Origin of the sequence: Xanthomonas axonopodis pv. maculifoliigardeniae, assembly GCF_041519315.1 — a bacterium.
GTDB classification, from domain to species: domain Bacteria; phylum Pseudomonadota; class Gammaproteobacteria; order Xanthomonadales; family Xanthomonadaceae; genus Xanthomonas; species Xanthomonas euvesicatoria.
Map to the genome: position 1 here is coordinate 2,275,974 of NZ_CP167998.1, position 13,450 is coordinate 2,289,423.

Consider the following 13,450-nt stretch of genomic DNA (forward strand, 5'->3'; position numbering starts at 1 on the left):
CATTTATCCCTTTTGATGTTCCGTGCCTCCGGGATGACGGAGCGAGAGTACGCATGGCGATCGACGATCTGCTGGACGAACACGAACAAGGCGAACGCGTTCGTTCCTGGTTGAGAAAGAATGGCGCAGGTCTGGTGGGCGGTGTCCTGCTTGGTCTGGCACTGATCCTGGGCTGGCAGTGGTGGCAGACGCGCACCAATACCGCATTGGTCGAGGCCAATGGCCGCTACGAGGCGGTGGTGAAGTCGATTCAGGCCAAGGACCTGGACAAGGCCGCCAAGGACATCGTGGCACTGGACGACGGCAAGGGCGGTATTTATGCCGAGCTGGCGGCGCTGCGGCTGGCCAAGGCCCAGGTCGATGCCGGCAAGAATGCCGAAGCGATCAAGACCTTGCGCGACGTGCCCGCCGAAGGCGAGCTCAAGCAGATCGTGCAGCAGCGCCTGGCGCGCGTACTGACCGAAAGCGGCAAGCCCGACGAAGCGATCAAGCTGCTGGCCGACGCGCAGGACCACGCCAGCCTGGAGATTCGCGCCGATGCATTGGTCGCGCAGGGCAAGCCGGATGAGGCGCGTGCGCTGTACACCCGCGCCCTGACCACGGTGGATGTGGCTTCGCCGCAGCGCCGGTTGCTGGAAACCAAGCTGATGGATGTGGGCGGCAAGGTGCCCGATCCGGCGGAGCAGATTTGATGAAGCAGGTTGATATGTATAAGCGCGTTGCGTTGATTGCCGTGATGGGTCTGTCGCTGGCTGGCTGCAGCACCGTGAAGGGCTGGTTCGCCGGGAAGGACGCTGCTGCCAAGAAGGCGCAGGAACCTGCCGAGCTGGTGAAGTTCGAGCCGTCGGTCAAGGTCGAGAAGATCTGGTCTGCCGGTGTGGGCAAGGGTGAAGGGCATATCGGTGTCCGTCAGCGCCCGGCCGTGGCCGATGGCAAGGTGTATGCAGCGGCGATCACCGGTGGCGTGGAGGCACTCGACCTGCAGACCGGCAAGCGGGTCTGGGAATACAAGCCCAAGAAAGAAGAGCGTAACGACCGCAAGTTCAAGCAGCGCCTGTCCGGTGGTCCCGGTGTGGGCGAGGGCCTGGTGGTGATCGGTAGCCTGTCCGGCGATGTGATCGCCTTGAACCAGGCCGACGGCACTGAAAAATGGCGGGCCAAGGTGCCGAACGAAGTGATTGCTGCGCCGGCCATTGCACAGAACCTGGTGCTGGTGCGTAGCAACGACGGTCGCGTGACTGCGTTTGATGCGGCAACCGGCGAGCGTCGCTGGTTCCATGCCGAAGAAGGCCCGACCTTGTCCGTCCGCGGCAATGCGCCGATCGTGACCGGCCCGGGCGTGGTGTTCGTCGGTAACGACAGCGGCACCTTGAGTGCGCTGGCGCTGCAGGACGGTCGCCCGTTGTGGGAGCAGGCCATCGGCGTGCCGGAAGGCCGTACCGAGCTGGAGCGCATGTCCGATGTGGATGGTGCGCCGGTGCTGGATGGCACCACGCTGTACGCGACCAGCTTCAAGAATGAAACCCTCGCACTGGAAGGCCCGAGCGGCCGTCCGCTGTGGACGCGCGATCACGGCGGCGCCGGTGGCGTTGGTGTGTCGTCGGCCGTCGTGGTGGTGTCCGACAATGCTGGATCGGTGTGGGGGCTGGACAAGAGCAGCGGTGCGGCGATGTGGTCGCAGGCTGCGTTGGCACGCCGTTCGCTGACCGGTGTGGCCATCCAGGGCGATTACGCCGTGGTCGGCGACTACAAGGGCTATCTGCACTGGCTGAAACTCAGCGACGGCGCACTGGCTGCGCGCGCACGTGCCGGACGCGATACGCTGCTGGCGCAGCCGCAGGTGGTCGACGGCATTTTGCTGGTACAAAACACCGACGGCGATCTCACCGCCTTCCGGTTGGCACAATAAGGACCTTGCGATGCTGCCCCTGGTCGCCCTGGTTGGACGGCCCAATGTCGGCAAGTCCACCATCTTCAATGCGCTGACGCGCACCCGTGACGCGCTGGTCCACGACCAGCCTGGCGTCACCCGCGACCGTAACTACGGGGTCTGCCGTCTCGACGAGCAGCAGCCCTTCATCGTCGTCGATACCGGTGGTATCGCCGGCGACGAGGAAGGTCTTGCTGGAGCCACGGCCCGCCAGGCACGGGCCGCCGCCGGCGAAGCCGATCTGGTGCTGTTCGTGGTCGATGGCCGCGAAGGCGCGTCCTCGCTCGATGACGAGATTCTGGCCTGGTTGCGCAAATTGGCGCGGCCGACCGTGCTGGTGATCAACAAGATCGACGGCACCGACGAAGAAACCGTGCGCTCGGAATTCGCGCGCTACGGCTTCTCCGACGTGGTGGCGTTGTCTGCGGCGCATCGGCAGGGCATCGACGAATTGCTTGACGAGGTGGGTGCGCGGCTGCCCGAGGAAGGTGCCGGCGAGCTGCTGGACAACGATCCGGCACGCGTGCGGATCGCCTTCGTGGGCCGGCCGAATGTCGGCAAATCGACGCTGGTCAATCGCCTGCTGGGCGAAGAACGCATGATCGCCTCGGAAGTGCCGGGCACCACGCGCGATTCGATCGCGGTGGACCTGGAGCGCGATGGCCGTCAGTACCGCCTGATCGATACCGCCGGCCTGCGCCGGCGCGGCAAGGTGGAAGAGGCGGTCGAGAAGTTCAGCGCGTTCAAGACGCTGCAGGCGATCGAGCAATGCCAGGTGGCGGTGCTGATGCTGGACGCTACCGAAGGCGTGACCGACCAGGATGCGACGATTCTCGGCGCGATCCTGGATGCCGGCCGGGCGCTGGTGGTGGCGATCAACAAGTGGGACGGGCAAAGCGATTACCAGCGTGCGCAGGCCGAAGACCTGCTGTCGCGCAAGCTGGGCTTCGTCAATTGGGCAGAGGCGGTGCGGATCTCTGCATTGCACGGCTCGGGCATGCGCGAGCTGTTCCAGGCCATCCATCGTGCGCACGCCTCGGCGACGCACGAATTCAGCACCAGCGAAGTGAACCAGGCACTGGAAATCGCTTACGAGACCAACCCGCCGCCGAGCATTCGCGGGCATGTCTCCAAGCTGCGGTATGTGCACCCGGGCGGTGCGAATCCGCCGACCTTCATCGTGCATGGCACGCGCCTGAAGGTGTTGCCGGAGTCGTACAAGCGCTATCTGGAAAACTTCTTCCGCAAGCGTTTCAAGCTGGTTGGTACGCCGGTGCGTTTCATCTTTCGCGAGGGCGCCAACCCGTACGAGGGCAAGAAGAATCCGCTCTCCGATCGCCAGGTGGCCCGTAAGCGGCGCCTGATGCGGCATGTCAAAGGGAAGTAAGGGCCCCAGGCTGCCTGAGCTGTGATGTTCAGGCGGTTCGGCAGGCGCGCAGATCGGTCAGGCTGCGCGTTCGCCGCGTGCAGGCAGGGTTCTAAACGTTCCGCGCCTCCTCCCGATCGCTCGATCGATACGTGAGGCAGTTCCTGCCGCGTGCAGCTTTTCGGTCTTTGGCGCGGGTGGCGGCGCGTGCCGGTGCAATCGAAGTCGCTCGCAGCGCGGCGCGTCGTTAAAGCCCATCTCCTTTGGCCGACGCGTGGCGCGGCCACCCTTCGCGTTGGCGATGCGCTGGTATCCTGCGCGGCATGACCGATTATCCTTCCCGCATTCCGTACGCGCAGGCGCTGCAGATTCTGCGCAGTGTCGCGGCCAGCAACCGTTCGCCCGATGAAAACATCGCCACCTCGCGCGCCGATGGGCGGATCTCTGCCGGCGACCTGATCGCACCGCTGGCGCTGCCGCCGTTTGCCAATAGCGCGATGGATGGCTTTGCGCTGCGGCACGCCGATGTTGCTGGCGGCGATGCGTCGCTGCAGCTGGTTGGCGAACAGTTTGCCGGCGAGCGCTGGGCCGGCACACTGGGCGCCGGGCAATGCCTGCGTATCACCACGGGCGCGCCACTGCCCGATGGCGCCGATACCGTGATTCCCAAGGAAGATGCCGACGAACGCGATGGCATGATGCAGTTTAAGACCGCGCCTGCACCGGGCGCAGCCGTGCGCCTGGCCGGCAGCGATGTGCGTGCCGGCGACCTGGTGATCCAGGCCGGGCAGGTGCTGACGCCTGCACGTATCGGTCTGGCCGCTGCGCTGGGCGTGTCGCGGCTTGCGGTCGCGCCGCGCCCGACCATTGCGGTGCTGGCCACCGGCGATGAGCTGATCGAGCCGGGCATGCCGCTCGGCCCGGGTCAGATCTACAACAGCAACCGCGACATGCTGATGGCGCAGCTGCGTGCACTGGGCTATGCGCCGACCGCGTGGCCGACCTTGCCGGACGACCCGCTACGTATCCGCACCATGCTGGAAGATGCGGCCGCAGCGTTCGATGTGGTCATCACCTGCGGCGGCGTTTCTGCTGGCGAAAAGGATTATCTGCCGCGTCTGATCGGCGAATTGGGGCGCATCCATTTCTGGCGTGTGCGGATGCGCCCGGGCATGCCGGCGGTGTTGGGGCAGATTGGCCGCTGCCTGGTCCTAGGCTTGCCGGGCAACCCGGTCTCTGTGCTGGCAACGCTGATCGCCTACGGCGTCCCGTTGCTGGATGGATTGCAGGGACGCAGCGAGCCGCGCCCGGTCTGGCATGCGGCGTTGGCAAGCCCATGGGACAAGCGCCACGAACGGCTGGAATTCCTGCGTGGGCGATTGGAATGCGGCGAAGATGGGCGGCTGACCGCGCTGCCGCACCGTGGCGATGCCTCGCATCTACTGCGTGGCGCGGCCGACAGCAATGCATTGATCGTGCTGCCCGAGCAGGCGCGGCGCTTTGAGGCTGGCGAGATCGTGCGGGTGATTCCTTACGCGTTGTGAGTGTTTGCTCGATCGTTGGTGCCCGGCAGAATGATGCGCGCCCTGTTGGAGTGTTTACGTCATGGGCAGCGCATGCGACGTGCGTGTCGCGGCGTTTCAACATGTAGGGCGATCGTCAAACTGCTCAAGCGTCTTGGGCGTGGCCTGGAAGCGAACGCCTCGACAATGGGAGCCAATCGCTCGATAGCCGCTCTCCCGGTGGGAGAGTGGTGAGGTGGGGCGCAAGACAGCCATCCACGCAAACGTCGCCGAAGTGCTTGACGTATCGATATACCTCGCATTGCATCGGTGGCAAGCCAATCAGTCAGCGACCGACACCACACGCCGCTGTGGGCTCGCTCAACCAACCGCACTGCCGCAGAACGCCGCGTAATCCGCATAGCCGCGAAATGCCGCGCCAGGCGCGCACACCGGGCAGTGCGGGTCCGGCGGCAAGCGGATGTCGCGAAAGCGCATCGCCAATGCATCGAAACTGAGCAGGCGGCCAGTGAGGCCGTCACCAATGCCGAGCAGCAACTTGATCGCTTCGGTGGCTTGCAAGAGTCCGATCACTCCGGGCAGTACGCCGAGCACACCAGCCTCGGCACAACTGGGCGCAAATTCCGGCGGCGGTGGTTCGGGAAACAGGCAGCGGTAGCAAGGCGCATGACCGCGGTGGCGGCCGGCATCGAACACGCTGACCTGTCCTTCGAACTGCTGCACGGCGCCGTAAACCAGTGGTTTACCGAATTTGACGCACGCATCGTTGAGCAAATACCGCGCAGGAAAATTATCTGCGCCATCCACCACCACATCCACATCCTGCAGCAGCGCTTCGACATTGTCGGCCGTCACGCGGGTTTGCACCGCCTCGATGTCCACGCGCGGGTTGAGCGCGGCAATGCGCTGCGCGGCGGAGTCGACCTTTGCAGTGCCGACGCTGTCTTCGGTGTGCAGAATCTGGCGTTGCAGGTTGCTGCGGTCCACCACGTCGTCGTCGGCAATGCGCAGATGCCCCACACCGGCTGCGGCGAGGTAGAACGCGGCCGGCGAGCCTAGTCCGCCTGCGCCGATCAGCAACACCCGCGCGCGCGCCAGGCGCCGCTGACCTTCCAGGCCGACCTGGGACAGACGCAGATGGCGTGAATAACGCTCAAGAAAATCCTGCTCGTCCGCCGGCAACGTCGGGCGTACCAACGGCAGGCCGGCGCTGGCCCATGCGCTGGTGCCACCGGCCACCGACGCCACGTGCGCATAGCCGTGCGCGCGCAAGATGGCGGCCGTGTGTGCCGAGCGTTTGCCGCTCTGGCAGATCAACACGATTGCGCGGGTTTGCTCCGGCAGATGGGCTGCAGGCTCGGTTTCCAGGGAGTTCTGTGCGATCGCCAACGCGCCTTCGGCCTGGCCGCCGGCACGCTCATGCAGTTGCCGGATGTCGACCAGCAGGGCGCCTTGCAGGGCGCGGGCACGGGCGTCGGCGGGAGAGATGTCGTGGCTGCTCATGCGGCCATTGTCGCGCAAACGCAGCAGCTGCGATGTGCAGTCTTGCCCATGACACGCACGCACCTCGCCGTTGATGAAAGGCGCGTCATGATTGCGGCGCGATGGCGGACGCGATCACGCTGCACTGCGAGCGGCACCGCTGTAATTCGGCCTTGTTCAACACCTCGCGGCTCGTCCGGCCCGGTTTGCCTGACTTGCGCGGGCGCGCCCAGCCGCGCGTCATCGCACTGCTGCCCCAGGAGGCCATCATGCTTGTTCCGTCGCAGCATGCGTCTGTCGCGCGGCGTGCCATCACGTATCGGCCGCTGGGTGTGTGCATCGGTTTGGCCCTGAGTTGCAACGCGGCGGCGCAACAGGCCGCGCCCAACCCCGATCCCGCGGCGCCGGCCACATCCACGTTGGAGGCGGTGCAGGTCAAAGGCGTGCGCAGCAGCGTGGAAAGCGCCATCGCGATCAAGCAATCGAATGCGGAAATCAGCGATTCCATCGTCGCCGAAGACATCGGAAAGCTGCCCGACAACAGCGTGGCTGCGGCCCTGCAACGCGTGACCGGCGTGCAGGTGGCGCGCGCCGGTGGCGAAGTGGGGCACGTGCTGGTACGCGGCTTGCCGAACGTCATCACCACCCTGGATGGGCGCAACGTCTTCACAACGGTGGGTCGCGACATGGAGTTGGCCGATGTTCCGGCCGAATTGCTGCGCAGCGTGGATGTGTATAAGACCACTGGCGCGCAATTTCAGGAAGGTGGGATCGCCGGGGTGGTCGATGTGCATCTGCGGCGGCCATTCGATTTCGATCAGGACAGCACCATTGCCGGCAGCATCAGCGCCTTGCGGGGCGACCAATCAGGCAAGACCGTTCCCAATGGCAGCCTCACCCTCAGCCAGCGCCGCGACACCGGGCTGGGCCGCATGGGCTGGATGGGAAGCGTGTCCTATCAACGCCGCCCGTATCAGGAATCCAACACGTTGTACGGCACTTACGACCGGAAGGCGAACCCGCTCGATCCGGCCCAGCAGATTTACGTGCCTTACAGCGCAGGCGGATTGATGGCGCGCGGCGATCGCAAGCGCAAATCGGCGAATTTTTCGTTTCAATGGGCGCCAAGCGAGAACAGCGAGGTGTATTTCGACACGCTGTACATCGGGTACGACAACCGGCCCCAAGTGAATTACTGGTTGCCATTCCCAGGGCTGGCCACGCCAGAGAACACCGAAGCGGTCAGCCTGCGGCCGGGCAGTGATGTGCTGGCTGGCCTGGTGGCGCGCGAGGTGCGCACGCTCTCCAGCACGCAAGCGCACAAGAACGCATCCGATACCTACCAAGCTGCGCTGGGCTGGCGTTGGACCGGCGAGCGCATGCGTGCGAGCAGCGAGCTCGCCTATACCCATAGCACTGCCGAGAACCGCTCGTTCACCCTGGACATGACCACGCAGGCGCCGCGATTGAACATGCGTTCGTCAGGCGGCGCTGCAGATGTCTGGATCACCCAGGCCGATGGCAGCGCTTATGACGTCACAGCGCCAGGAAATTGGGAACTGAGTCAGTACTACGACAGCTGGAACACGCAGAGAGGCGAAGAGTGGGCATGGCGGGCCGATGCCACCTTCGACCTGGAGCTGGGCCCGTTGCGATCGGTGGACGTAGGTGCGCGCGCAAGCCGGCGGACGGCGACCAATCACTCCGGCGATACCGGCGCGCGCAACAATCTGACCGGCGCACCGATCTACTTGAGCGAGGTGTCCGGCCTGGCATCGGTAACGCCCGGCAACATGCTCGACGGGGCGCGTGCATTCACCAGCGATCGCTGGGCATCGGCCAACCAGGACGTCCTGCTGCAGCAAAGCACCCGGTTACGTACCGTGATGGGGCAGCCGCCGGGCCGGCCCGATGAAAACCCTGCCTTGTTCTTCGACGATCGCGAAGACAGCTATGCGATCTATGCGCAGGTGAATTACGGGTTCTCGCTTGGGTCCATTCCTGTCGATGGGCGTGTGGGGGCGCGCGCGACGCGATTGGATTCGCAACTGCAGGGCAGCCAGTCGGTGGATGGCGTGCTGAGCCCGGTCAGCATCGATCTGCGTATCGACGAGGTGTTACCCAACTACAGCGCCAACCTCACCTTGCATGACAACCTGATGCTGCGGCTGGCAGGCAGCACCACGATCACGCGCCCGGAATTTGCCGATCTCAATCCGCAGCTGGCCTTGTATCAGTCCACCGAATCGTTGCCGGCGCGCGGCAATGGCGGCAACCCGCAGCTGCGTCCGGTGGAATCGCGCAATGCCGATGTGTCGCTGGAATGGTATTTCCGTCCCGGCTCATTGCTGTCGGTTGCCGGCTTTCATCGCAAGATCGATGGCTATATCCAGAATTACGCAGCCGATGAATCCATCGGTGGCATCGTCTATTCGATCAGCCGGCCGCGCAATACCGGCGAGGGCAGCTTGAAGGGCGTGGAGGTGGGATACACGCAGTTCTACGACTTTCTGCCGGGTGGGTGGTCCGGCTTCGGCAGCCAGCTCAACTGCACCTATATCTCGGCGAAGGCCGAATCGCCGGAAGGGATCAGCCAGCCGTTGACCAACGTCTCCAAAAATTCCTATAACGCGATCCTGATGTACGAATACGCGCGGTTCTCGGCGCGGGTCGCCTACAACTGGCATGGCGACTATGCGGTGAGCTTCAACAGCTCAGGCGATCAGCCCGAGCAAATCAATCAGGGGCGGGAGCAATGGCTGGATGCCGCCTTCAATTACGAGCTCAACAGGCATGTGACCTTGTTTGCCGAGGCCACCAATCTGCTCGGCACCACGACCAACAATTATTTCGGTCAGCGGCATGGCGATTTCCCGCGCGAGATCGCATCGCCCGAGCGGACTTACACCCTGGGTTTTCGCTTCCGTTTGTGATGCGGATAACGTTGATGCGGATAACGCGGTCTGCGCACCACGTTGGCATCGGGCTCACCGGCGCAGCGGTAGCGTGAGCACAGAAGAGGAGACCGTGATGACACCTGACATCGATGCACAATTGAAGCAGCTTGCCGAAGCGTTGCCGGAGATGCGCAGTCAGCACCCGGACGATTTTTGGGATGTGTTCCGGGCCCGTTCCGAGAAGATCACCGGTGCGGCGCAATCGCAGGAGCAGGCAGCGCAGATCGTCAAACGTATCGACGAGATATTGGCCGCCAATCAGCTGGGGCCGGCGGATCCTGGCGCATGACACGGGACGCTGACGGGATGCGGTAGGCTCGACCCTATGCCGTGAATCGACGTTGCAGCGCCAAGCGCTGCAGCGACAGCTTGCCCGTGATTACGCCCTTGCTGCGGGACAAAGCGGCTCGCGGTGCGCGTGCATCGCCACAGCACTGCCAGTGGGACGATTGCAGCACAAAATGCACGTAGAGCCGATCCTCGATGTCTCGGGGGAAGCCGACCATTGCCTTGATGATTGCAGCGCCAGGCGCTGGCGGCGAGCGATTACGTTCCCAAACAGGGTTTTCGATAGCCGATGATGCGGTATCCCGCGCTGCCGCGCAGCGGCATGGTCGTCAGCGAATTCAAAGTTGGAGGAAAACCCCGACTGCGTGACCTTCACACAGTGTGACGATGCGTTGCGCTGCAGCACGCAGCCTTCGCCAGTTCTCGACGCTAGCGCGACGATCGAGTCACGCAGCCAAGCCCAGCATCGAGCTACATCATCCAGCTGGAGACTTCCATGAACACACGTCGCCCGATCATCCTTGTCCTGGCCCTGTGCGTTGGCGCCAGCATATCTGCGCAAGCACAGAACCGGACACAGTCTGCAATGCCCGCCGGGCAGCAAACCGCGGGTGCAGCGACACCCAGCGAGGACGAGCGCGAGGCGCTCGGTATGCTGAGTGCCATCAACACCAGCGAAATCAACGCGGCAAATCTGGCATTGCAGAAGCAGGTGCAAGGCGGCGCACGCGACTACGCCACGCGCATGATCAAGGAACACACCGACAACAACCAGAAGATCGCCAAATGGCAACCGGACACGTCCGCCGCGGGTGCAAAGCTGCAGATGACGAAGGGCAAGGCGGAGTTGGCCAAGCTGCAGAAGCTGGACGGTCATGCATTCGAAACGGCCTATATCACTGCGATGGTGAAAGACCACACCGACGCATTAACGGCGCTCGACAGCAAGCTGATCCCGCAGGCAAAGACATCGCCGGTGCTCGAACACCTGCAGACCACGCGCCATCACGTCGCCGATCATCTGAGCAGCGCCAAGGCATTGCAGGCCGACGACAAGAACGCCGGAGCCCGCTGAGCCATGGCTGCATTACCGACCGATCCGGTACGTACCGACGATGACGGTACGCACATCGTACGCAGCATGACCATCCGTGCCGAACCTCATCAGATACTGGATGCCTGGTGCGATGCGAATGTGCAGCAACGCGTGTTGGAAGGTGCTGCCGAGCTGGTCTCCGGCGACGGCCATGCGTCCCGCTGGAAGCTGCACGCGCCGCTGCGTCAGGATGTGGAGGTGACCTTGCGCCGCACAGATGCGCGGCTGGGCGAGTCGGTGCGTTACGAGGCCGAGGGCGAACATGGGCTGCAGCTCGCTATCGTATTGCAGGTGCGCCCTGCACGTGGGCGCGAAGCCAGCGAAGCGACGCTAAGCCTGCACTATGCGGTCGAAGGCCTGCTGGCGCAGGTGTTCACCAAGCTGGTGAATCCCGCGCCGTACGTGCTGGTCGGCAAGGGACTACGGCGATTGCGCGCATGGCTGGAGGCCGGCGAGGTGCCGACCTTGTTGCATACCCCAGCGGCGCGCGCGTCGACGCACGCGCATTCTTGAGGAGGGCTTTTCTGTGCGAGCACTGTGCTGGAATGGCATCAACGATTTGCGCGTGGAAACCGTGCCCGATCCGGTGCTGGTCAATCCCCGCGATGTGATCCTGAAGGTCGGGCTCACCACCACCTGCGGCTCTGATCTGCATTTCATCGATGGCTACCTGCCAACCATGCGCGAGGGCGATGTCATCGGCCACGAGTTCATGGGTACGGTGGTGGAGGTGGGCAACGCAGTGAAGAATGTGCGCGTGGGTCAGCGCGTGGTGGTGCCGTCGTTTATTTCCTGTGGCGGTTGCTGGCATTGCGAGCGCAAGGAATTTTCGCTGTGCGACAACACCAACCCCAACTGGGAAATGCAGGAACCCTTGCTTGGGCATGCGACCGCCGGGATTTACGGCTATACGCACGCCTTTGGCGGTTACGCAGGTTCGCACGCAACCTACATCCGCGTGCCGCATGCGGATGTGGGGTGTTTCGAGGTGCCCGATGGGGTCTCCGACGAAGATGCGCTGTTTCTCTCGGACGCGGGGCCCACTGGCTTCATGGGTGCAGACTTTTGCAATATCCAGCCCGGCGACACGGTGGCGGTGTGGGGATGCGGTGGCGTGGGGCTGATGGCCCAGCAAAGTGCACGTATTTTGGGCGCAGAACGCGTGATCGGCATCGACCGCTTGCCGGAGCGTCTGGCAATGGCGCGCGATGTGTTAGGTGTGGAGGTGATCGATTATTCGGCGGTCGACAGCGTGGTGGATGTCCTGCGCGAAATGACTGGTGGGCGTGGCCCGGATGCCTGTATCGATGCGGTCGGAATGGAGGCGCATGGCACCGGCATCGGCCATACCTACGATCGGGTCAAGCAGGCTTTGCACCTGCACACCGATCGCGGCCAGGCGTTGCGCGAAGCCATCCTCACCTGCCGCAAGGGCGGCATCCTGTCGGTCTTGGGCGTGTACGGAGTGATGGACAAGTTTCCGCTGGGTGCCGTGATGAACAAAGGTCTGACGGTGCGAACCGCGCAGCAACATGGGCAGCGATACGTGCCCAGGTTGTTGGACTTGGCGCAGGCGGGACGTTTGAAATCCGGATTTTTGCTGACCCACAAGATGCCGCTGGAAGACGCCGTGCGGGGCTACGACATGTTCAAGCACAAACACGATGGGTGCGTGCGTGCGGGGTTTGTGCCCTAGCGTCGGAGAACCTTGGTCGCACTGAGTTGCGCTGCAGGCGCTGCCGGGAATCGCTTGGCATCTGGCGTGTGCAACAGGGCAGGGTACGTGCGTACCGCTAGCTGCATCGCGCGTTTTTCCAGGCTCTAACGCATTGCCAAGTACGCGCGCCACGCCTGACCCTGCTGCACGTTGGTGCAGCAGGGTGTCTCCTGGGCTCAGGGATGCTTGCCCCTTGCGTCGGTCACCCCGGGTATGGGTTGGGCGTTGGGAAAATGGGCACGTAATGCATCCACGCCTTCTTGCGGCTTTGCCAGCGGCACAAGCTCTTGACGGTTGGCGCGGCGCTCTGCGGTGGACACCGAAACGGCCTGATCGCGTTGCGCAATCAACGGTTGCTGCAACTCACCATCGCGATTGAACGACCACGCCAGCATCGGCTCGCCCAGCGGCAAGGTGTCGCCAGGCGCGGTGCCCTTGCGCGAATGCCAGGTGTGCCAGGTCTTGCCGTAGCTGTTGATCTTGCTGCGCATCAGTTCCTTCTCTGCGACCTGCGGCAGGTTGGGAGCAGAGAGCTGGCCGGAAAGAATTTCACCGTTATGCGGATGCCAGAAGTTGCGCTCGTGTGCCGGCAACTGCGCAAATAACGTCTCCGAGATGATGTACTCGATACCGGTGAGGTTGGCACGGTCGGTGTTGCCGTCGTAGAGCGCGCATTGGGCAAGATCTTCATTGACCTGTTGGCAATAGTGATGCGCCTCCATTTGCTCATCTGGCGCATCCTTCATCGGATGGAAGCCGACCAGATAGATGTCCAGCTTGCCGACCGGGCCGCTGGGCTGCAGCACTTTCGCGCCGGCTTCCAGCACATTGGTTTTGGGCGTTTCCGGTGCGCCGGGCGGGGTGACCGACGGTGGGCTGCGCGAGCAACTGGCGCAGAGCGCAAGGCCGATCAACAGTGCGGAATGTCGCATGGCAATTCCCATCAATGAATGTGCTTCAAGCTAAGAGCGCCGGTGGTGTGCCAGGCGTGAGCATGGGCCGGGGCACGCAGTGCAGCTTCACCTCGCTTGAGCATCGGCTTAATCAAGCGGCGGTCATGCTGTTGCACCACGGAAGCGGCCATTTGCACC

General features: G+C 63.7%; 12 protein-coding genes. 9 read left to right on the forward strand and 3 right to left on the reverse strand.

The genetic code is table 11. The annotated features are described in order from the left end of the window. Positions 1–53: 53 nt before the first annotated feature. The 4 genes from ACDH77_RS09935 to glp all read left to right on the forward strand — a co-directional run bounded on the left by ACDH77_RS09935 (position 54) and on the right by glp (position 4,840). Positions 54–692 (forward strand): YfgM family protein, encoded by a 639-nt coding sequence (locus tag ACDH77_RS09935; protein ID WP_008575358.1) that lies wholly within the window; start codon positions 54–56, stop codon positions 690–692. After that, complete coding sequence (bamB, locus tag ACDH77_RS09940; RefSeq protein ID WP_008575359.1) at positions 692–1,909, forward strand: outer membrane protein assembly factor BamB; 1,218 nt, start codon at positions 692–694, stop codon at positions 1,907–1,909. Before ACDH77_RS09935 ends, bamB begins: the two co-directional genes overlap by 1 nt. Positions 1,910–1,919: 10 nt before the next feature. Further along, positions 1,920–3,317: a ribosome biogenesis GTPase Der gene (gene der, locus ACDH77_RS09945; RefSeq protein ID WP_003482878.1), complete on the forward strand. Its 1,398-nt coding sequence runs from the start codon at positions 1,920–1,922 to the stop codon at positions 3,315–3,317. Between the two features lie 302 nt (positions 3,318–3,619). Continuing rightward, the gene (gene glp / locus ACDH77_RS09950) at positions 3,620–4,840 is read left to right on the forward strand and encodes a gephyrin-like molybdotransferase Glp (RefSeq protein ID WP_008575363.1); all 1,221 of its coding nucleotides are present in this window, start codon (positions 3,620–3,622) and stop codon (positions 4,838–4,840) included. A gap of 339 nt (positions 4,841–5,179) precedes the next feature. Here the strand turns inward: glp and moeB are convergent, their stop codons facing one another. Both moeB and ACDH77_RS09960 read right to left on the reverse strand, forming a co-directional pair. After that, on the reverse strand, positions 5,180–6,385 hold the full coding sequence (moeB, locus tag ACDH77_RS09955; RefSeq protein ID WP_008575364.1) for a molybdopterin-synthase adenylyltransferase MoeB: 1,206 nt from the start codon (positions 6,383–6,385) through the stop codon (positions 5,180–5,182). 22 nt (positions 6,386–6,407) lie between these two features. Continuing rightward, positions 6,408–6,572 carry a hypothetical protein gene (locus tag ACDH77_RS09960; protein WP_154671618.1) on the reverse strand — a complete coding sequence of 55 codons (165 nt, stop codon included), beginning with the start codon at positions 6,570–6,572 and terminating at the stop codon, positions 6,408–6,410. Between ACDH77_RS09960 and ACDH77_RS09965 the strand changes: the two genes are divergently transcribed. The 5 genes from ACDH77_RS09965 to ACDH77_RS09985 all read left to right on the forward strand — a co-directional run bounded on the left by ACDH77_RS09965 (position 6,571) and on the right by ACDH77_RS09985 (position 12,338). After that, complete coding sequence (locus tag ACDH77_RS09965) at positions 6,571–9,234, forward strand: TonB-dependent receptor (RefSeq protein WP_338338542.1); 2,664 nt, start codon at positions 6,571–6,573, stop codon at positions 9,232–9,234. The genes ACDH77_RS09960 and ACDH77_RS09965 overlap by 2 nt on opposite strands. A 97-nt stretch (positions 9,235–9,331) precedes the next feature. Then, the gene (locus ACDH77_RS09970) at positions 9,332–9,547 is read left to right on the forward strand and encodes a hypothetical protein (protein ID WP_008575367.1); all 216 of its coding nucleotides are present in this window, start codon (positions 9,332–9,334) and stop codon (positions 9,545–9,547) included. A 495-nt stretch (positions 9,548–10,042) separates the two neighbouring features. Continuing rightward, positions 10,043–10,621 carry a DUF4142 domain-containing protein gene (locus ACDH77_RS09975; RefSeq protein WP_029819392.1) on the forward strand — a complete coding sequence of 193 codons (579 nt, stop codon included), beginning with the start codon at positions 10,043–10,045 and terminating at the stop codon, positions 10,619–10,621. Between the two features lie 3 nt (positions 10,622–10,624). Then, entirely contained in the window at positions 10,625–11,155 is a 531-nt protein-coding gene (locus ACDH77_RS09980) for a hypothetical protein (RefSeq protein ID WP_031422617.1), read from the forward strand. 13 nt (positions 11,156–11,168) lie between these two features. After that, positions 11,169–12,338 carry a zinc-dependent alcohol dehydrogenase gene (locus ACDH77_RS09985; protein WP_372353858.1) on the forward strand — a complete coding sequence of 390 codons (1,170 nt, stop codon included), beginning with the start codon at positions 11,169–11,171 and terminating at the stop codon, positions 12,336–12,338. Between the two features lie 197 nt (positions 12,339–12,535). On the opposite strand, the gene ACDH77_RS09990 is transcribed toward ACDH77_RS09985, so the two are convergent. Further along, a complete protein-coding gene (locus ACDH77_RS09990) occupies positions 12,536–13,306 on the reverse strand; it encodes an OBAP family protein (protein WP_031422618.1) in 771 nt (256 codons plus the stop codon). Between the last annotated feature and the right edge of the window lie 144 nt (positions 13,307–13,450).